Origin of the sequence: Halorubrum salinum, from assembly GCF_024494575.1 — an archaeon.
GTDB classification, from domain to species: domain Archaea; phylum Halobacteriota; class Halobacteria; order Halobacteriales; family Haloferacaceae; genus Halorubrum; species Halorubrum salinum.
Window position 1 is genome coordinate 192318 of sequence record NZ_JANHDO010000003.1, and the last position, 20394, is coordinate 212711.

Below are 20394 nucleotides of genomic sequence, written 5' to 3' on the forward strand. Positions count from 1 at the left end.
TGCCGAGGTCGACGGGGCCGCGAGAGGGGTCTGACCGCTTCTCAGCGGCCGGGTGTTCGGACAAAGTATACATGCTTCCGATTGCGAACGAATATCATGGATGACGCCGGAGTGGACGGCCGGCGCTCGCTCGGGAACGACAGCGCGGTCGTGAGCGGCGGCGACGCGATCGACCCGCCGGAGTCGTTCCGCGACCGGGCGGTCGCGAGCAACGCCGAGGTGTACGAGTCGTTCGAGCGGGAGGGACCCGAGGCCTGGCGAAGGGCGGCCGACCTGCTCGACTGGGAGCGACCGTACGAAACCGTCCTCGACGACGACGATCCGCCCTTTTACGAGTGGTTCCCCGAGGGACGGCTCAACGCCGCGACGAACTGCGTCGATCGGCACCTCGAAGACCGGCGGAACCAGCTCGCGATCCGGTGGTTCGGCAAGCGCGGCGAGCGCCGGTCGTACACCTACCTCGACTTACACCGGGAGGTGAACGCGCTGGCGGCCGGGCTTCGCGACCTCGGCGTCGGCGAGGACGACGTGGTGACCCTGTATCTCCCCATGATACCGGAGCTGCCGGTCGCGATGCTCGCGTGCGCCCGGATCGGCGCGCCGCACAACGTCGTCTTCGCGGGGCTCTCGGCGGAGGCGTTGGCGACGCGGATCGACGCCGCTGACTCGGAGTACCTGATCACCTGTGACGGCTACTACCGCCGCGAGGACGCGTTCAACCAGAAGTCGAAGGCCGACAACGCTCGGCTCCGGATCGACGGCGACCTGCGTGAGACGGTCGTCGTCGATCGGCTCGGCGACGCTCTCGACGTATCGCTCGGCGACGACGAGCACGCCTACGAGAGCCTCGTCGACGCGCACGACGGCGAGACGGTGGATCCCGTCGCCCGCGACGCGACGGACCTCCTGTTCGTGATGTACACGTCGGGGACGACCGGCCGACCGAAGGGCGTCGAGCACGCCACGGGCGGGTACCTCTCGCAGGTCGCGTGGACCACGCGCAACGTCCTCGACGTCCGCCCGGACGACACCTACTGGTGTGCCGCAGACATCGGGTGGATCACGGGTCACTCCTACGGCGTGTACGGACCGCTCGCGCTCGGGACGACGACGGTGCTCTACGAGGGATCGCCCGACTACCCCGACCGCGACCGCGTCTGGGACCTGATCGAGCGCAACGCGGTGAGCGTCTTCTACACCTCGCCCACCGCGATACGGTCGTTCATGAAGTGGGGCTCGGAGTACCCGGACGCCCACGACCTCTCGTCGATCCGCCTCCTGGGGACCGTCGGCGAGTCGATCACGCCGAAGGCGTGGCGGTGGTACCGCGAGCACGTCGGCGGCGGCGACGTCCCGGTCGTCGACACGTGGTGGCAGACCGAGACGGGCGCGATCGCGCTCGCGACGCTCCCCGGGATCTCGCCGATGAAACCCGGGACGGTGGGACCGCCGCTCCCCGGGATCGACGCGCGCGTGGTCGACGAGGACGGCGACCCGGTCGAGCCCGGCGAGCCCGGCTACCTCACGATCGCCGCGCCGTGGCCCGGCATGTTGCGCGGGCTCCGCGAGGGCGACGACCGCTACCGCCGCGAGTACTGGTTGGAGGGCGAGGACGGCTGGCGGTACCGGACCGGCGACGGCGCGACCGTCGACGAGGACGGGTACATCACGATCCTCGGTCGCGTCGACGACGTGATCAACGTCCGCGCGCACCGGTTCAACACCGCCGAACTGGAGTCGGCCATCGTCGAGACGGACGGCGTGACGGAGGCGGCGGTCGTCGGCGATGACGACGGCCAGATCGTGGCGTACGTCACCACCCAAAGAGGGGTCGACACCGACGATCCGCTCCGCGAGGCGATAGGCGAGCGGCTCGCCCGGTCCGTCGGCGACGTCGCCCGTCCGGATCGGATCGTCTTCACGCCGGAGCTGCCGAAGACTCGCTCCGGGAAGATCATGCGCCGGCTGCTGGAAGACATCGCCCGCGGCGAGGAGTTCGGTGACGTCAGCGCGCTCCGGAACCCCGAGGTCGTCGGCGAGATCGAATCGACCGTTCGCGAGGAGTGACTCCGACGGGCGTCGACGTCGCAGACGGGTCCGGCCACGACCCGGCCCGCACGGCGTCGTCGACGTCCGGCGACGGTTCCGTTTCGCTTTCTATACTGTCTGCGAAATACTTCGTCGCCGAAGTGTCCGAAGCGGTACAGCTGACCGTCTCTCGCACGCGCGATGAGAACGGGTAGTGACGAATACGCTCGGTACGAGGCCGGAGACGCGACGCAGAGACCGATCGTTTTATTTCGGTTTGGCTGTACGATCCGAAACAGATGCCTGACGCGCTCGACACGGAGGCGTACGACGCGCTCGTGACCGCCGCGGAGACGTACCGCGCGGCGCTGACGGTCCGGCTCGCCGGCGAGGCCGGGCTCCGGGCCGACGAGATCGGACGCGTCACGCCCGGTCACCTCCGGGAGGTGGGCGTCGCGTCTGAACACGTCCTCCTCGCCGTCCCGTCGGGAGACGAGAGCGCGGGCCCGGAGACGGCGGACGAGTCTCCGAACGACGGGGGCTCGATCGACCGCGAGACCGTTGCTCCTGCGTCGCTCGCCGCCGAACTCCGAAGATACGCAGACAGCGAGGGGATCGGCGAGACCGACCCGTTCGTGAGCGTGTCTGCGCGGCGGATCCAGATGGTCGTGCGCGAGACGGCGACGCGCGCGTCGGCACGGACCGACGGGACCGTCAGTCCGGACGTGACCGTGAACGACCTCAGACACACCTTCGCGCGCCGCCTCCTCGTCGACCGCGACGTCGACCCCCACGCCGTTCGCGACGCCGGCGGGTGGGAGACGACCGCGCCCCTCGACCCGTACCTCGACCGTCTCGACGGGCGAGCGCTCGCCGAGGCCGTCGCTCGTCCCCCGTCAGGTCGGGACGCGCCCGCCGCCCCGAACGACGCGGGCGGGACGTCGGACCCGGACCGGGCGGCACCGACCGGGCTCGCCGGATTCGAGGCGATCGCGACCGGAGACGACGACGGCGACGGTCGTCCCATCTCGGCGGTACCGCGGCGGCTCGCGGCGGACGACAGGTGGGCTGAGGCGTGGGTTGTCCGCGAGCCCACCGACGGCGGCCGCGTCGACGTCGCGGGAGCCGCGGGCGTCGAACCGGAGGCGCTCCGCGAGCGCGGGCTCGTCGACGGCGGACCGTGGCACGACGCACTGGAGGGGACCGCGGTGACCACCGACGGCCATCCCACGACGGGGGGGCGGCCCGCGGTAGCGGTCCCGGTCACCTACGAGAACGTGACGCACGGCTCGCTGTGTGCGGTCGCCGCCGACGGCCGCCCGGTCGACGCGCCCGAACGTCGAACGACAGAGGTGCTCGGACGGTCGCTCGGCTGGGCCGTGACCGCGAGGCGCTGGCGGAAGCTGCTCCACTCCGACGCGGTGACCGAGGTGGAGTTTCAGACGACCGACGACGCCGCGTTCCTCGCGCGGGCGAGCGCGGCTCTCGACTGTCAGATCGACCTCTCTTCGACGGTCACCGTCTCCGACGACACGTCCCGATTGTATCTGTCGGTGACCGACGCCAGACCGCAGGGGATCGCGGACGTCGTCGACGGCCTTCCCGGCGTCTCCGATCTCCGCCTGATCGAGACCGACGAGGAGGGGTGCTCGGTGTCGGTTCAGGTGACGGAGGGGTCCGCCGTCCAGACGCTCACCGACTACGGGGCCACGGTCCGCGACGCGACGGCCGCGGACGGCCGGGTGCGCGTCATCGCAGATCTGCCCGAAGGGACGGACGTGCGTCCGGTCGCAGACGGGTTTCGCCGCGCGTTCGACGAGGCGCGACTCGCGAGCAAGGAGTCGGTCGCGCGGTCTCCCCGGACCGAATCGTCGCTCCGTGAGGGAGTCAAAGACCGGTTCACAGACCGGCAGTGGACCGCGCTCTCGGCCGCGTACCACGGCGGGTACTTCGACTGGCCGCGGGGGAGCACCGCCGAGGAGGTCGCCGACGCGATGGACGTCTCGTCGCCGACGTTCCACAACCACCTCCGGAAGGCCCAGCGCGCGCTCTTGGACGGGCTCTTCGAGGACGAGCGCCGACTGCGCCGCTCGTGACTCGTGGGGCGGCGGGCCCCGCGGAGAGTATCACGATTTTTCGTATTTAGCGTGAGCGTTTATATGGTGAGATCGGTTGGGTAAGACCGTACCATGACAGAGGGTGACGGTCAACTGGAAGCGAGGTTGGCAGAGCAGGCGGTGTTCGAGCCGTCGGAGTCGTTCGTCGAACAGGCGAACGTCTCCGACCCCGAGATCTACGACGATTTCGAGGAGAACTGGCCGGAGTGCTGGGAGACGGCGGCCGACCTTCTCGACTGGGAAACCGGGTACGATCAGGTGCTCGACGATAGTAACCCGCCCTTCTACGAGTGGTTCACGGGCGGCGAACTGAACGCGTCGGCGAACTGTCTCGACCGACACCTCGACGAGCGGGGCGACGAGGCCGCGATCGAGTGGGTCGGCGAGCCCGTCGACGAGGACGATCGCACGTACACGTACGAGGAACTCCACCGCGAGGTAAACGAGTTCGCGGCCGCGCTCCGCGAACAGGGCGTAGAGGAGGACGACGTGGTGACGATGTACATGCCGATGATCCCGGAGCTGCCGATCGCGATGCTGGCGTGCGCCCGTATCGGCGCGCCCCACAGCGTCGTCTTCGCGGGATTCTCCGCCGACGCGCTCGCGACGCGCATGAACTCCGCGGACTCCGAGTATCTCGTCACCTGCGACGGCTACTACCGGCGCGGCGACCCCCTCGACCACTTGGAGAAGGCCAACGAGGGGCTCGCGGACGTCGAGCACGACACCACGACGGTCGTCGTCGACCGACTCGGCCCGAACGGCGACGACTTCGGCCGCGACCTCGGCGACGACCAGATCGACTACGACGACCTCGTCGACGCCCACGCCGGCGCGGAGGTCGAGCCGGTCACCCGCGACGCGGAGGACATGCTGTTCCTCATGTACACGTCGGGGACCACGGGCAAGCCGAAGGGCGTGAAACACACGACCGGCGGGTATCTGTCATGGGTTTCCTGGACGTCTCAGGCCGTCCTCGACATCAAGCCCGAAGACACGTACTTCTGCTCGGCCGACATCGGCTGGATCACGGGCCATTCGTACATCGTCTACGGGCCGCTGTCGCTGGGGACCACGACGATGATGTACGAGGGGACGCCGGACCACCCGGAGCGCGACCGGCTCTGGGAGATAGTGGAAGAGTACGACGCGACCCAGCTGTACACCGCGCCGACCGCCATCCGCGCGTTCATGAAGTGGGGCGAGGAGTACCCCGACCGTCACGACCTCTCCAGCCTGCGGCTGCTCGGGACCGTCGGCGAGCCGATCAACCCGCGCGCCTGGAAGTGGTACTACCAGCACATCGGCGACGAGGAGTGTCCCGTCGTCGACACGTGGTGGCAGACCGAGACGGGCGGGATGATGGTAACGACGCTCCCGGGCGTCAAGGACATGAAGCCGGGAGCGGCCGGACCGCCGCTGCCGGGTCTCGACGTCCAGATCCTCGATACGCTCGGCGACGAAGTGGAGCCGGGCAAGGCCGGCTACCTCACGGTACAGAAGCCGTGGCCGGGGATGCTCCGAACGCTGTATAAAAACGACGAGCGGTACATCGAGGAGTACTGGGCGGAGTACTCCGACACGGACAGCGACGACCCCGACGACTGGGTGTACTTCCCCGAGGACGGGGCCAAGATCGACGACGACGGCTACATCACCGTGCTCGGCCGCGTCGACGACGTGCTCAACGTCTCCGGCCACCGGCTCGGGACGATGGAGATAGAGTCGGCCATCGTCGGCGTCGAGGGCGTCGCGGAGGCCGCCGTCGTCGGCGGTGACCACGACATCAAAGGCGAGGCCGTCTACGCGTACGTGACGACGGAAGACGGCTACGAGGGCAACGACGAGCTTCGCGAGGCGATCGTCGCCGCCGTCGAGGACGCCATCGGGCCGATCGCTCGCCCCGAACAGGTCGTGTTCACGCCCGACCTCCCGAAGACCCGCTCCGGAAAGATCATGCGCCGCCTGCTGGAGAACATCGCCGACGGCAAGGAGTTGGGTAACACCAGCACGCTCCGGAATCCCGAGATCGTCGAGGAGATCCAGCAGAAAGCCAACGAGTAGCGACCGCGGCACCGTTTTCGAGAGACGCAATCGAAACGATACGACGCCACCGCGACAATCCATCACGAAAAACGACCACAAACCGATCACGATGCGACATACCACGACACATGACAGATAATAGCTCACACGACACGGACGACGTGGCCACCGACGGGGGCCGCGCAGCCGACGACGCGGCCACCGATGGCGGCGTCGCGACCGGCGCGGCACAGAAGCACAGCGACACCGACTACCTCGGAGCGGAGGTGAACATCCTGAATCCGAGCACGCCGTACATGCGCGATCACCTCCGCATCGTCTGGACCGGGTTCGCCATCTGGGTCCTCGCGGTGTGGGGACCGGTGACCCTGACGCGGCTCGCACCCGGCCCGATGACGAGCCAGATGCCGATCTTGGGATTCCCGCTCCACTACTTCCTCGTCGCGTTCGGTGCGCCGACCAGCGCGCTGATCTTAGCGTTCTGGTACTCGCGTAAGCGAGACGCGCTCGACGAGAAGTACGGTATCGACCACGCCACCGGTACGGAGAGCGGAAGCAGCGCTAACGTCGCCGCGACCGACGGGGGGTCCGACGAATGACCGCGAGTTCGCTCCTCCTACAGAGCGACCTCCTTCCGGAGGCGCTCGACATCTCGTTCAAGATAGGGCCGGCGCTCCTCGTCATCGGAATGTTGGGCCTGTTCCTCACGATCGGCTTCGTCTTCCGCGTGGCCGACACCGACGACATGTGGGTCGCCGGTCGGTCCATCGGGAACGTCGAGAACGGCATGGCGATCGGGGCGAACTGGATGTCGGCCGCCTCGTACCTCGGCATGGCAGCGTCGATCGCGCTCGCGGGGTTCTACGGGCTCGTGTTCGTCGTCGGCTGGACGACGGGCTACTTCATCCTGCTCATCTTCCTCGCCGCGCAGCTGCGCCGCTTCGGGAAGTACACCGCGCCGGACTTCGTCGGCGACCGCTTCAACTCCGACACCGCGCGCGCCATCGCGGCGGTGACGACGTTCCTCATCGGATTCGTCTACGCCATCGGCCAGGCGAAGGGGATGGCGCTCGTCGGCCTGTACATCTTCGGTAACTACGGGGGGCTCATTCCCGGCCTCGACGGGTACCAGGTGATGGTCGTCGCCATGATGGTCGTCACCGTGGGCTACCTGACCCTGTCCGGGATGCTGGGCGCTACGAAGAACCAGGCCGTCCAGTACGTCATCCTCATCCTCGCGTTCGTCGTCGGGCTGTTCGTCGTCGGCTGGACGAACGGCTACTCCACGGTGTTACCGCAGCTCGAATACGGGATGTTGATCAGCGAACTCGGTAGCGAGTTCTCCGAGCCGTTCGCCTCGTCGAGCTACTACCTCTGGGTCGCCACCACGTTCTCGCTGATCGTCGGCACCTGCGGCCTGCCGCACGTGCTCGTCCGGTTCTACACGGTCGAGAGCGAACGGACGGCCCGCTGGTCGACGGTGTGGGGGCTGTTCTTCATCTGTATCCTCTACTGGAGCGCTCCGGCGTTCGCGGCGTTCGGGACCGACCTCTACTCGCAGAACGTCGGTGCGACCTACGGCGACCCCGGCATGACGAGCGCGGCCAGCGAGGTCATCGTCGTGCTGGCGGCGCAGCTGTCCGGGCTCCCGGACTGGTTCGTCGGCATCGTCGCGGCCGGCGGTATCGCCGCGGCGATCGCGACGGTCGCCGGGCTGTTCATCGCCGGTTCCTCGGCGATCAGCCACGACATCTACACGAACATCATCAACGAGGACGCGACGCAGCGCCAGCAGATCCTCGTCGGCCGCCTCTCGATCGTCGCGCTGGGCGCGCTGACCACGCTGGCCGCGCTCAACCCCGCGTCGTCGATCGCGGCGCTCGTGGGATACGCGTTCTCGCTCGCCGGCTCCGTCCTGTTCCCGATGTTCTTCCTCGGTATGTGGTGGGAGAACGCCAACCGGCCGGGCGCACTCGCAGGCATGACGACCGGGCTCACGCTCTGGTCGATCCCGATGATCAACCAGATCGTCCCGACGTACATCGGCTCCCTCGAAGCGCCGCTGTCGGCGGGACTGGCTCAGTGGATGCCCGCCATCGGATCGGCGCTCATCACGCTCCCGATCGTGTTCGTCGTCACCATCGTCGTCTCGATGGCGACCGACGAGCCGTCGCTCGAAACGAAGCGGATCGTCCGGCAGTGTCACAGCCCCGAGCCGATGGGGCAACAGGAGACCGCCGAGGACGTGGTCGCCGCGGACGGCGGTGAGGACGTTGCGACCGATGGTGGCCGCGCAATCGACGACGCGGCCGCCGAGGGCGACCGCGCAGTTGACGACGGATCAACGGAGGAGGAACGATAATGTACGACCGCATCCTCGTACCCACGGACGGAAGCGACGTCGCGGAGGCCGCCGTCGACCACGCGCTTGACCTCGCGGAGAAGTACGACGCCGAGGTCCACGCGCTGTACGTCGTCGACATCGACTCCGTGAACTTCAGTCTCGGGACCGAACAGGTCGACCGTCTCAAACAGGGCCGGTTCGACGAGATGGGCGAACTGAAAGACCAAGCCGACGAGGCGACCGGCGTGGTCGCCGATCGCGGAACCGAACGCGGCGTCGACGTCGTCGAACACGTCTCTGGCGGCCGACCGCACAAGGTGATCGGCGACTACGCCGAGGACCACGACGTGGACCTCATCGTGATGGGGAGCCACGGTCGCGCCGGCGTCCGCCGCGCGCTGCTCGGGAGCGTCACCGAGCGCACGCTGCGCTCGACGCACGTCCCCATTCTCGTCGTCGACTACCTCGACGAGGAGTGAGCGGCACCGAACGAACCGGCGCTCGCGGCGCGTTTCAGGCCCCGGTGTCGTTCGTTCTCGGCTCGGTTCCACAACACCGACGTACCTCGATCCCCACCAACACGCATGACCGACACGAACTCGCCTGACGACGGAAAGACGGACCAGAGCGTCGCCGACCGCCTGCGATCGCAGGTCCGCGAGAACCGGACCGGGATGGTCGGCGATCTGGCGTTCGCCGTCGCGTGGGTGACGCTCGCGTCGCTCCTCTACGACTTCGTGTTTCCGACGGCACCGCGGTGGGTCCTGTACATGTTCATGCTGGCGGGGATTCCGGCGTACTTCGGTTTCTTCATCTCGGTCGAGATGGCGAAACGGAGCCAGTGAGGCCGGCAGAGCGCGTCGCCGCCGCCGTTCTGTGGGTACACAACACTTATCATGCAGTCGGGTGTCTCTCGACGTGCGATGGCGACAGGCAAGGTCGACTTCTTCAACGACACCGGCGGCTACGGATTCATCGAGACTGACGACGCTGACGAGGACGTGTTCTTCCACATGGAAGACGTCGGCGGCCCGGACCTCGAGGAGGGACAGGAGGTAGAGTTCGAGATAGAGGAGGCCGAGAAGGGGCCGCGAGCGACGAACCTCACCCGGCTGTAGCTCGTCTCGTCCGGCTGCGACCCTCGGGGATCTCGCCGACGGCGACGCCGGAGACTCTCACGCACAGCGCGCGAACCGCGTCTCGCGTATATCACCGCCGCGAGCGACGGCCACGCCGTCGCGGCGGCGGCCGGCGGCTCGGCACTCGGCACTCAATTCCCGTTTTCGGTTCTCGGCTCTGGACTCCGGCCTCTCGGCTCAAAGCGACAGGTCCACGCCGGTGGCCTCCGCGGAGTGCTCCCAGAGGCGTCGGGCGTCGTCGAGGTCGTAGGACGCGTCGTTCGAGCGGCCCACTATCGGCGACCCGCGCATGTTCAGGAGGCCGCCGGGCTCGACGTACGCGCCGCCGTCGACGTCGGCGGTCGCGGCGTACAACAACGGGAGCGCGCCCGTCGCGGCGTCCTGACCGAACACGGCGTTCGCGACGCGCATCACGGCGGCGGCGAGAGGAGTGCCGCTCTCTTCTGCGGTCCGCATCTGGAGGTTCGTGGCGGCGTATCCGGGGTGACAGGCGACGCTGCGGACGCCGACGGGGTCGTCGGCCGCGTCGATCCGCCGTTGCAGCTCGTAGGCGAAGAGCAGGTTCGCGAGCTTGCTCCGACCGTACGCGTCCCACTTGTCGTACGACTCCTCCCAGTTGAGGTCGGAAAAATCCATCTCGCCGCGCTCGTGTGCGCCCGACGACTGGGTGACGACGCGGGCGTCCCCGGCCCCGTCGGGCGTTCCGCTCCCCGGCCTCTCCGACCCGCCGTCTTCGATTCCGTCTGCGGCGGCGAGAAGCGGGAACAGCCGACAGGTGAGCGCGAAGTGGCCGAGGTGGTTGACGCCGAGTTGGGTCTCGAAGCCGTCGTCGGTCTCGCGCCGCGGGATCGCCATCACGCCCGCGTTGTTACACAGCACGTCGACGGCGTCGTAGCCGTCGGCGACGCCCTCGGCGAACGACGCCACCGAGTCGAGCGAGGCGAGGTCGCACTCGCGCACCTCCAGCGTACCGTCCGTGTCGCCGCCGGCGTCCGCGCGGATCTCGGCGGTCGCGTCCGCGCCGCGGTCGACGCTTCGACACGCCATCACGACCGTTGCTCCCCTCGCGGCGAACGCCCGCGTCGCCTCGAACCCGAGCCCGCTGTTCGCACCGGTGACGACGACCGTCTTCCCGTCCAGTCGCGGCATCTCGTCGGCCGTCCATCCTGCCATACGCTATCCGAGGCGCGTCACCACAAGAAACCTGTCGGCCGCGGCGTCAGTGGGCCGGCGCGGCTCGACCGGTCACGGGATCCGCACGTCGTGTTCGAGGACGCCGACGCCCTCGACGTCGACCTCGACGGTGTCGCCGTCGGAGAGCGGACCGACGCCCTCGGGCGTGCCGGTCGCGATCACGTCGCCGGCTTCGAGCGTCATGTACGTCGTGATCTCCTCTATCAGCGTGGGCACGTCGAAGATCTGGTGTGCGCGGTCGCTCGACTGCTTCGTCTCGCCGTTCACGCGCAACTCGACGCTCGCGTCGTCGGGCACCTCGTCGGGCGTGGCGAGGACCGGGCCGAGCGGCGCGGCGTTGTCGAACGCCTTCCCACGGACCCAGTTCTGCTCTCTGTTCTGGTCGTCGCGGTTCGAGATGTCGTCCATGCAGGTGAACCCCGCCACCACGTCCATCGCGTCGTCGGCGTCGACGCCCTTGCACTGCTCGCCGATCACGACCGCGATCTCGGCCTCCCAGTCGATCCGGTCTTTGCCCGCCGGGACGGTGACGGTGTCGCCGTGGCTCGCGAGCGCGTTCGGCGGCTTCAAGAAAAGCAGGGGACGGTCGGGCACGTCGTTGCCAAGCTCCGCGGCGTGTTCGGCGTAGTTGCGGCCGATACACACGATCTTCGAGGGGTCGGTCGGCGGGAGCACGTCGATCTCGGGCGAGTCGAGCGCGTACTCGTCGCCGGCGAACGCGACGGTGTCGCTCGCGGGGTCGTACGTGCCTTCGCGGATCGATCCGGCCGGGTCGCGGAACCGTACGCGGTGCATGGTCGGCGTGTGCGAGGCCGCGGCACAAAGCGTTCCCGGTTCGGCCGCCGAGCGACCGACTCACCGCCGCCGGAGGCGTATCGAGACGTCGTTGCCGCCCATGTCGCTCCTGTCGAACGCGAGGTCTCCGCCGAACGTCTCGACGGTGAGTTCCGTCAGCCAGAGCCCCAGACCGCTGCCGTGGTGCGTCGGCGTGATCTCCGCGCTGTCGAGGATCACCTCCCGCTCGTCGGGCGGTATTCGCGGGCCGTCGTCTTCGACCCGGAGGACGATCCACTCGCCGTCCGGGTCGCTCGCGGCGGTCGCGCCCTCGACGCTGACGCGGACCCGCGGCGTCGGGCTCGGGTTGTGCTCTATCGCGTTGTCCACGAGGCTGTCCACGGCGTATCGCAGGCGGCTGTCTCCGAGCACGGACGCGGACTCGGGAAGCGAGAGGGAGATATCGGCGGCCGGCGACCGCTCGCGGTGGTCCTCGACCACCGACCGGACGAGGGGGACCGGGTCGATCTCGTCGCCCTCCTCTGTCGGTCGGCGGAGCACGCGACGGATGTTCCCCGCCTCGTCCGCGAGCCGCTCCAGTTCGTGGGCCGCCCGCTCGATCGTCGCCGCCACGTCGACCGCCTCGTCGTCTCGCCGGTCCATCTCGGCGAGCAGGCGCGTCGTGTGGCCCGCGACGACGTTCGCGTTGTTGCGGATGTTGTGACGCAGGATGCGATTCAACACCTTCAGCCGGCGTTCGTTCCGAGATATCTCCGTGAGGTCTGTGTACACGGCGAATCCGCCGTCTCTCGCCGCCTCGTCTCCCTCCGCGTACGGTACGCCTCGATACAGGAACTCCCGGAGTCCGGTCGCCGTCTCGCGTTTGACCTGCTGATAGTTGACTTCGCCGGCGGCGGAGCGCTCGTCGAGCCGGCGGGCCTCCTCGCGCTTCCAGTCTGGGACGATCCAGTCGTTGAGCGACCCGCCGCGTATCTCGCCCGGGTCGTAGCCGAAGACGTCGACGAACGCCCGGTTCACCGACCGAACGATCGGTTCGTCGTCGACGAAGTCGAACTCGACGACAGCGTCCTGGACGTGTTCGATGAGGTGTCGGTAGCGGCCCGAATCGACCGCGCGGCCGTCGCCGGTCGGACGCGTTTCGGTCGCATGACCGTCGCCGGCGGTGCGCGTCTCGTCACCGCCGCGGTCGCTCCCGGCGCGCTCGGTACTCCCGGCCTCGCTCGCATCGTCCCCTCGACCCGATCGGTCACGCCCCATGCTGTGGCTCCGAGGTCATTCGGTTCCGATACGTCGATGAAACTGTTAAGCGTGTAGTCGAGGGTCGATATTGCGATAAGGTGGTCTAGAAGTGATCGAGTGTCCTCATCGATCGAAGTTTGCGGGTGAACCGGACGTTCCTCACCACGAGCCTCCGGTCCGACCCTCTGCGGTGTCGGATTTTATTAGCGTTCGCCGAGATGGTCCGAGCGGACTATGGAACTCACTTGGCACGGCCACTCGACGTGGCACGTCGTGGTCGACGACACGGAGCTGCTCATCGACCCGCACTTCGACAACCCGAAGACGGACGTGGATCCGGAGGAACTCGACCCCGACTATCTCCTCTTGACGCACGGGCACACCGACCACATCTCGGACGCGGACCGGTACGAGGACGCGACGGTCGTCGCCACCCCCGAGCTGACGGGGTACGTACAGGACACCTTCGGCCACGACAGCGCAGTCGGCGGGATGGGGATGAACATCGGCGGCACCGTCGAGTGCAGCGACGCGTGGGTGACCATGGTGCGCGCGGACCACTCGAACGGGATCGACACCGGCTACGGCACCTCCGCGGGGATGCCCGCCGGCTTCGTCATCGGCGACAAGAAGCCGACACAGGAGTCCGACCCCGACTGCACGACGTTCTACCACGCCGGCGACACGGGCCTGATGTCGGAGATGGTCGACGTGATCGCGCCGTACCTCGAACCCGACGCCGCCGCGCTCCCGGCGGGCGATCACTTCACGATGGGGCCGGCCGGCGCGGGGATCGCCGCCGACTGGGTCGGCGCTGACGTCGTCTTCCCGATGCACTACGACACGTTCCCGCCGATCGAGATCGACACGCGGGAGTTCGTCAACGAGGTGAAAGCCGCGGGAGCCGCAGCGGAGCCGATCGTCCTCGACGGCGACGAGACCTACGTCTTGGAGTGACGGTACGGTGGGCCGGTGAGCCGAAAAGCTGGCTCACAGCCGACGGAACGACCGCGCCGCGAGCCAGACGGCCCCGATCCCTATCGCGAGCGTCGCGCCGGCGAGGACCGGCCCGGGCTCGTACAGAAGCGGCGGGTGGTATCCGAAGCCGTAGTCGACGACCGCGTTGAGACCGACGAGCGCGAGCGCCGTCGCGAGCGCGCCGCGCGTCGTCCGGCCGAACGCCGGGAACAGCAGCGCGAGCCCGACGAAACAGAGGTGCGTCCCGATCACGCCCCAGTAGTAGACCAGCGCGTCGGGCGCGGCGAGGTACGCGCCGACCGCGAGGTTCAGCGAGACGAGCGGCCAGAGCCCGAACTGGACGAGCCAGACGAACGCGACGGTGTGGAGATACGCCAGCGGCCGCGAGGTCGGCGCGTCGACGACGCTCTCGCCGGCCCGAACCGTCGGGACGACGCTCGCGAGGACCAGCCCGCCGAGGGCGACGCCGACGGCCGAGTCCGCGTACAGCGGCCACAGCCAGACGGGGACGTCGCCGGCAGTCGGCGCGTAGTAGCCGACGCCCACGGCGAACATGAACGCGGTGAATCCGAAGACGATCGCGAGGCTCCGGGGCGTCCCCAGAAGCTCCGTCGTGACGGCCGCACGGACGCGGTCGCGGACCGCCGGATCGCGGAGCCGCCCGAGGAGCGTTCGAGCCGCCGTCAGTCGGCCGCGATCGGAGGATGACACACCGAGCGATCGGTTCCCCGCCGACCTAAAACCGCCCCTTTCGGACGGGACTGACCGCGGCGCGTTTCCGACGCCGCGCGACCCCGAGCGGGCCCGAGCGTACCGAACACGTGTTCACTGTCTGACGCGTGGTGATTATCACTCGCGGAGTTTTGCGAGACACCTTTTTTAGTACTCGTGAACAGTTCGAAGTTATGACCACAGGGGACGCCGAGCGCTCGCCTCCGTCAGGGGACGGCACGGCGGAGCCGCCGGCGTTCGAGCCGGACGCCGTTCCCGATCTGTTGGCTGCGGGTGCGACCGCCGCCCGCCACCTCAGCGATCGCGTCGGTACGGGCGGTGAACGCGAGGGGCCGACGGCGGTGAAGGGGCGGTACACGTGGGACGACTACGCGGAGGAGTTCTTTTTCGACGCTGACGGGACCCCCCCGACCGACGAGGAGGGGGAACCACGCGATTTCACGCACGCCGACAAGACCGAGGCGCTCGGGTTCGATCCCGACCGGACCGAACCGCTCCTCGGGGCCGGCGAGCGCGCGGCCGCGGACCTCGCGGACCTGGTCGACGAGCGTACGGTGAACGTGAACCCCGACGTCGACGAGGACGCGTTCTTCTCGACCGACGACGGACGCGCGACACTCGCGAACCGCTACGACCTGGAGAAAGCGGTCCCGCTCCCGAAGAAGGCGCACTTCCGCGAGATCGAGCGGTACTGGGTGAACAAGCCGTACGCGTTCGTGATGGTCTTCCGGTCCACGAAGGAGAACGAGGTGAAGTACTACGCGGTGCAGCCGTATCGGACCGAGATCGAGACCGACCTCGTCGAATTTCTCACCGGGAAGCTCCGCACGTCGATCAAGTACGCGGACGAGGCGATCGCCGGCGGCGACGAGACGTTCCGCGAGGGCGTCATCGTCGACGAGACGCTGACGCTTCTCGATCGATACGGCCTCTACGACCGCGCCGACGGCGGGCGGGGAGCCGTCGACGACCTGATCGACGGCCTCTCCGATCGCTTCGGACTCGACGTCACCGCCGGTATCGCCGGGCGGATAACGGAGTCGCTCGGCTACGAGCCCCCGATGGAGGGGAGCGACGCCGCGACCGCGGTGCGCGCGCGGCCCGAGCCCGCGGTCCTCGCCGAGGACCCGGAGACGCTCACCGATCATCAGGTCGAAAAGCTGCTCTACTACCTCAAGCGCGACTTCATCGGCTACGAGCGCATCGACCCGATAAAGTACGACATCAACGTCGAGGACATCTCCTGTGACGGGTACGACTCGCCCGTCTTCGTCTACCACTCCGACTACGAGCAGATCATCACCAACGTCTACCACGGCACCGACGAGCTGGACGACTTCGTCGTGAAGCTCGCACAGCGCTCCGGGAAGGGGATCTCGAAGCGTCGCCCGCAGGTCGACGCCACGCTCCCCGACGGCTCCCGCGCGCAGCTCACGCTCGGTCGGGAGGTTTCGGACCACGGCACGAACTACACGATCCGGCAGTTCAACGACGTGCCCTTCACCCCGATCGACCTGATCAACTGGAAGACGTTCTCGCTCGACGAGATGGCCTTCCTGTGGCTCGCCATCGAGAACCACAAGAGCCTGATCTTCGCGGGCGGCACCGCCTCCGGGAAGACGACGAGCCTGAACGCGGTCTCGCTTTTCATCCCCTCGAACGCGAAGATCGTCTCCATCGAGGACACGCGCGAAGTCGAGCTTCCACAGCGCAACTGGATCGCCTCCGTCACCCGCCCCTCCTTCTCGGACGACGACAAGGGCGACATCGACGAGTTCGACCTGCTTGAGGCCGCGCTCCGCCAGCGCCCCGACTACATCGTGATGGGCGAGATCCGCGGCGAGGAGGGCCGGACCGCATTCCAAGTGATGTCGACCGGCCACACCACCTACACCACCTTCCACGCCGACACGGTCGGCGAGGTGCTCAAGCGGTTCACCACCGACCCGATCAACGTCTCGAAGACGATGTTCACCGCCCTCGATCTCGTCTCCGTGCAGACGTCGACGCGGGTGCAGGGCCGGAAGGTGCGCCGCAACAAGTCGCTCACCGAGATCAACCACTACGACGCCGAGAACGACGAGATCAACGTCCAAGACGTGTTCCAGTGGCAGGCGGAGACGGACGAGTTCCTCCAGATGGGCGACTCGAACACGCTCGACGACATCATGTTCGACCGCGGGTGGAGCCGCGAGACGCTCGACGCCGAACTCCGGAAGCGGCGGATCGTGTTAGCGTACCTCATCGACCGCGGACTCAACAGCTACGCGCAGGTGGCGGCGACGTTTCAGGCGTTCATCAACGACCCGGAGACGGTGCTCGCGCTGATGGCCAACGAGGAGCTGGAGCGCTCGCTCGAGGACCTCCGCGAGATGGAGTCGGTCCTGATCAACGTCGACCGCGACAAGGAGGAGATGGTCCCGCGGCCGGAGCCCGACGAGGCGGGCCGCGAGGAGGTCGAAGGCATCCTCGACGAGGCCGAGGACCTGTTCGCGGAGTACCGCGGTCGGCTGCCCGACTCCGTCGCTGACGCGCTGCTCGACGTCGCGCCCGCCCGCGACGTGGAGGCCGAGCCGGACGCGGACCACGAGACGCTGGCGTCGACCGCGCGAGAGGCGGCGACGCTCGACGCCGAGGCGGTCTCGGCGGTCGGCGTCGAGTCAGACGCGCTCGACCCCGACCGTCTCGTCGGCGCAGATCCCGCCGGCGCAGATCCCGCCGGCGCAGATCCCGCCGGAGCGGACTCCGCGGGCGAGGCGAGTCCCGGATCGCCCCCGGCGTCCGACGTCGACGGGGACCGGTCGCCGGAGTCGACGACGTCGCCGCGAGCACCGACCGCGCCGGACCACGACGCGTTCGAGGGGGTGGCCGACGCGACGCCTCCGTCGGAGAACGGACGCGACGACGAGGCCGTTGACGGGATCGACTTCGACGAACCCTTCGAGGAGGGAATCGACGTGTTGGGCCAGTCGCCGGGGGACGGGACCGAGGAGCAGGGAGACGAACCGGACGCGGACGAAGCCGACGATCAGGGTGGGAACGCAGACGGCGAGGGTGAGACCGGAACCGACGACGAGCCGGACCGCGACTGGGGGTTCGGTACCGTCGATCCCCCGGAGGAGGACTGAGCCGATGCACGCTGGGGGGCGAGTGCGATGAGCGTGGACACGGGCGTCGGCGATGGCTCCGTCGACGGCGACCTCCTCGCGGAGCTGTTTTACCCGGCGTTCGAGCTCCTGTTCGACCCCGACGGCGACTTCGTCGGCGACGTCGAGCGAACGCTCGCGGAGGCGCGCATGCCCGATCAGGTCGAGATGTACGTGTCGCGCGCGCTCGGTGCGGGCGTCATCGTGGGCGGCGTCCTGTGGCTCGTCGGCACGCTCGTCGGCTACGGGATCTTCTCGCTCGGACTGCTCGATCCGACCGCGCTCTCGCTCGGTATCCCCGCCCCCAACCCGGCGGCTCAGGAGCTGCTTCGTTCGCTCGTCGTGCCGACGGCGATCGTCCTCAGCGGGCTCGTCTTCGGGTCGCTCGGCTTCGCTGCGGGGTTCGGCGGGCTCGTCGCGGTCCCCTACTCGCGGGCCTCGGCCCGCGAGCGCGAGATCAACCTCCTTCTCGCCGACTCCGTCTCGTTCATGTACGCGCTGTCGGTCGGCGGGCTCAACCAACTGGAGATCCTTCAGGCGATGGCCACGGCGGAGGACACCTACGGCGAGGTCTCTCGCGAGTTCCAGAGCATCGTCAACGAGACGGAGTACTTCGGCACGGACTACCGGAACGCGATCCGCCAGCAGTCGATGGAGACCCCCTCTGACGAGCTGTCGCAGTTCCTCGCGGACATGCTCTCCATCGTCAACTCCGGCGGCGACATGGAGAGCTTCCTGAAGGACAAAAAGGAGAAACACCTCCGCACCTCGAAACAGGAGCGCGAGATGACCTTGGAGACGCTGGAGCTGTTCGGCGAGATGTACATGACGCTCTCGCTTTTTCCGCTGCTCCTCATCATCATCCTCGTCATCATGGGGATGATGGGCGAGGCGGACGACCGGCTCCTGTACGCGACGGTGTACGCGCTCATCCCGCTGACGGGCGCGGGGTTCTTAGTGCTCGTCTCCACCGTGAAACAGGACGAGCCGGGAGACGGCTACCTCCGGCCGGACGGCGGCAGCGAGCGGCTCCGGCAGACCAGCAAGGAGGGGCTGTTCCACTTCGGGCTCGTCGAGGCGTTCGTCGGACGGTTCGGCGTCTTCGACCGGATCCGGAACAGGGAGGGGACCTACAAGACGAAACAGATCCTCGCCTCGCCGCACCTGTTCTTGCGCGACAATCCGCTCTACACCCTCGCGCTGACGGTGCCGACCGCGCTCGTCATCGTCGTCGTCGCGGCGGTCGGCGGGAGCGCGCCGACGACGTTCGACGGGTGGGTCGCCCGACCGGTGTGGGCGACGTTCGTCTGGGTGTACGTTCCGACGTACCTCGTGTTGGTCCCGCTCGCGGTGTTCCACGAGTGGAGCCAGCGGTCGAAGCGGGCCATAACGGGGAAGCTCTCCGAGAGCCTCCGGAAGCTCTCGTCTGCGAATGACACCGGACAGACCCTGCTCGAATCGGTCGAGACCGTCGCGGACACGTCGAGCGGGACGCTCGCCGAGGAGTTCGAGGTGATCCACGCCAAGGTGAACTACGGGATGAGTCTCCGGGACGCTCTGGTCGAGTTCAACAACGCGTACGCGGTCCCGCGGCTGGCCCGCACGGTGAAGCTCATCTCGGAGGCACAGGAGGCCTCCTCGCAGATCACGGACGTGTTGACGACGGCGGCGCAGGCCTCGGAGAACCAGGACGACATCGAGCGCGAGCGCCGCTCTCGCACGCGGATGCAGGTCGCGATCATCGTGATGACGTACGTGACGCTTCTCGGCGTGATGGCGATACTCCAGACGCAGTTCATCGACGTGATGGGCGGGCTCTCCTCGCAGGCCGAGGGCGGTTCGGCGGGCGCGGGCTTCGGCGGCGGTGGCGGCGTCGACCCCGACGTCCTCTCGCTTCTGTTCTTCCACGCGGTGACGCTGCAGGCGATCCTGTCGGGGTTCATCAGCGGGTACATCCGCAACGCCGACATCGTCTCCGGCGTCAAGTTCGCCGTCGTCCTCCTGACGCTCGCGCTGGGGGTGTGGATCTATGTCGGATGACCGCGCCGGCCGGATCGGACGGCGGGCGCTCGGCGACCGGAGCGAGCGCCCCGAACCGGTCGGACTCGGCGACCGCCGCGCGCAGACGCCGATCGACTTCGCGGTCGGCGCGGGCGTGTTCCTGTTGACGCTCGCGTTCGTGGTCGCGTTCGTCCCGTCGCTCTTCGATCCGTTCGCCGCGGCCGACACGGCCGCGCCGCTCGTGAGCGACCGGATCGCCGCCGCGCTCGCCGACGACGTCCTCGCCGCGTCGCCCGCGGATCCGGGCGTGTTGTCGCCCGCGTGCACCGTCGCCTTCTTCGAACCGAACGGCACCCTCGCTACCGACGCCGGCTGTGCAGACGGCGTCGCGACCAGCCCGGACGCGCAGTTCGGCCTCGACCGCGACGTGCAGGTCGTGATACACCGACCGGACGAGACGGCCCCGAGCGAGAACCCGGCGAACGTCACGATACCGACCAGACACGGCACGTTCGAGGACGTCGTGCTCTCCCGGCCGGAATCGCCCGGCGACGCCGGCGGCGACGTCACCGTCTCACAGCGGCTCGTCTCGCTCCACGGCGAGCAGTATCGGCTCACGGTGCGGGTGTGGTGAC

Annotated in this window: 16 protein-coding genes; 12 read left to right on the plus strand and 4 right to left on the minus strand. The window is 68.3% G+C overall.

Annotated features, from left to right (window positions below):
- The first annotated feature begins 96 nt into the window (after window positions 1-96).
- The 8 genes from acs (NO930_RS09665) (at window position 97) to NO930_RS09700 (ending at window position 9653) form a co-directional block, all read left to right on the plus strand.
- Complete coding sequence (gene acs / locus NO930_RS09665; protein ID WP_256403313.1) at window positions 97-2067, plus strand: acetate--CoA ligase; 1971 nt, start codon at window positions 97-99, stop codon at window positions 2065-2067.
- Window positions 2068-2327: 260 nt separating this feature from the next.
- Entirely contained in the window at window positions 2328-4124 is a 1797-nt protein-coding gene (locus tag NO930_RS09670; RefSeq protein WP_256403314.1) for a bacterio-opsin activator domain-containing protein, read from the plus strand.
- A gap of 93 nt (window positions 4125-4217) precedes the next feature.
- The gene (gene acs, locus NO930_RS09675) at window positions 4218-6209 is read left to right on the plus strand and encodes an acetate--CoA ligase (RefSeq protein WP_256403315.1); all 1992 of its coding nucleotides are present in this window, start codon (window positions 4218-4220) and stop codon (window positions 6207-6209) included.
- 110 nt (window positions 6210-6319) lie between these two features.
- Entirely contained in the window at window positions 6320-6790 is a 471-nt protein-coding gene (locus NO930_RS09680) for a DUF4212 domain-containing protein (RefSeq protein ID WP_137783573.1), read from the plus strand.
- Window positions 6787-8553: a VC_2705 family sodium/solute symporter gene (locus tag NO930_RS09685; protein ID WP_256403316.1), complete on the plus strand. Its 1767-nt coding sequence runs from the start codon at window positions 6787-6789 to the stop codon at window positions 8551-8553. Before NO930_RS09680 ends, NO930_RS09685 begins: the two co-directional genes overlap by 4 nt.
- Entirely contained in the window at window positions 8553-9014 is a 462-nt protein-coding gene (locus NO930_RS09690) for a universal stress protein (protein ID WP_256403317.1), read from the plus strand. Before NO930_RS09685 ends, NO930_RS09690 begins: the two co-directional genes overlap by 1 nt.
- A 105-nt stretch (window positions 9015-9119) precedes the next feature.
- Window positions 9120-9380, plus strand: a complete 261-nt coding sequence (locus tag NO930_RS09695; RefSeq protein WP_137784681.1) for a DUF8119 family protein — start codon at window positions 9120-9122, stop codon at window positions 9378-9380.
- A gap of 78 nt (window positions 9381-9458) precedes the next feature.
- Window positions 9459-9653, plus strand: coding sequence for a cold-shock protein (locus NO930_RS09700; RefSeq protein WP_137784680.1), 195 nt, complete (start codon window positions 9459-9461; stop codon window positions 9651-9653).
- A gap of 198 nt (window positions 9654-9851) precedes the next feature.
- Here the strand turns inward: NO930_RS09700 and NO930_RS09705 are convergent, their stop codons facing one another.
- From NO930_RS09705 to NO930_RS09715, 3 genes are all read right to left on the minus strand, one after another.
- Window positions 9852-10847, minus strand: a complete 996-nt coding sequence (locus NO930_RS09705; protein ID WP_256403318.1) for an SDR family NAD(P)-dependent oxidoreductase — start codon at window positions 10845-10847, stop codon at window positions 9852-9854.
- 72 nt (window positions 10848-10919) lie between these two features.
- On the minus strand, window positions 10920-11663 hold the full coding sequence (locus tag NO930_RS09710; protein ID WP_256403319.1) for a fumarylacetoacetate hydrolase family protein: 744 nt from the start codon (window positions 11661-11663) through the stop codon (window positions 10920-10922).
- Window positions 11664-11723: 60 nt separating this feature from the next.
- Complete coding sequence (locus NO930_RS09715) at window positions 11724-12920, minus strand: sensor histidine kinase (RefSeq protein ID WP_256403320.1); 1197 nt, start codon at window positions 12918-12920, stop codon at window positions 11724-11726.
- A gap of 216 nt (window positions 12921-13136) precedes the next feature.
- Between NO930_RS09715 and NO930_RS09720 the strand changes: the two genes are divergently transcribed.
- The gene (locus NO930_RS09720) at window positions 13137-13859 is read left to right on the plus strand and encodes a metal-dependent hydrolase (protein WP_256403321.1); all 723 of its coding nucleotides are present in this window, start codon (window positions 13137-13139) and stop codon (window positions 13857-13859) included.
- A gap of 33 nt (window positions 13860-13892) precedes the next feature.
- Here NO930_RS09720 and NO930_RS09725 read toward each other — a convergent pair whose 3' ends face one another.
- Window positions 13893-14567, minus strand: a complete 675-nt coding sequence (locus NO930_RS09725) for a DUF1405 domain-containing protein (RefSeq protein ID WP_137784572.1) — start codon at window positions 14565-14567, stop codon at window positions 13893-13895.
- Window positions 14568-14785: 218 nt separating this feature from the next.
- Here NO930_RS09725 and NO930_RS09730 point away from each other — a divergent pair, with 218 nt between their 5' ends.
- Genes NO930_RS09730 through NO930_RS09740 form a run of 3 tightly spaced genes read left to right on the plus strand, consistent with a single transcriptional unit; the run spans window position 14786 to window position 20393 of the window.
- Window positions 14786-17740, plus strand: a complete 2955-nt coding sequence (locus NO930_RS09730) for an ATPase, T2SS/T4P/T4SS family (RefSeq protein WP_256403322.1) — start codon at window positions 14786-14788, stop codon at window positions 17738-17740.
- A 27-nt stretch (window positions 17741-17767) separates the two neighbouring features.
- On the plus strand, window positions 17768-19798 hold the full coding sequence (locus NO930_RS09735) for a type II secretion system F family protein (protein ID WP_256403324.1): 2031 nt from the start codon (window positions 17768-17770) through the stop codon (window positions 19796-19798).
- The gene (locus tag NO930_RS09740; protein WP_256403325.1) at window positions 19788-20393 is read left to right on the plus strand and encodes a DUF7287 family protein; all 606 of its coding nucleotides are present in this window, start codon (window positions 19788-19790) and stop codon (window positions 20391-20393) included. Before NO930_RS09735 ends, NO930_RS09740 begins: the two co-directional genes overlap by 11 nt.
- Window position 20394 lies beyond the last annotated feature (1 nt).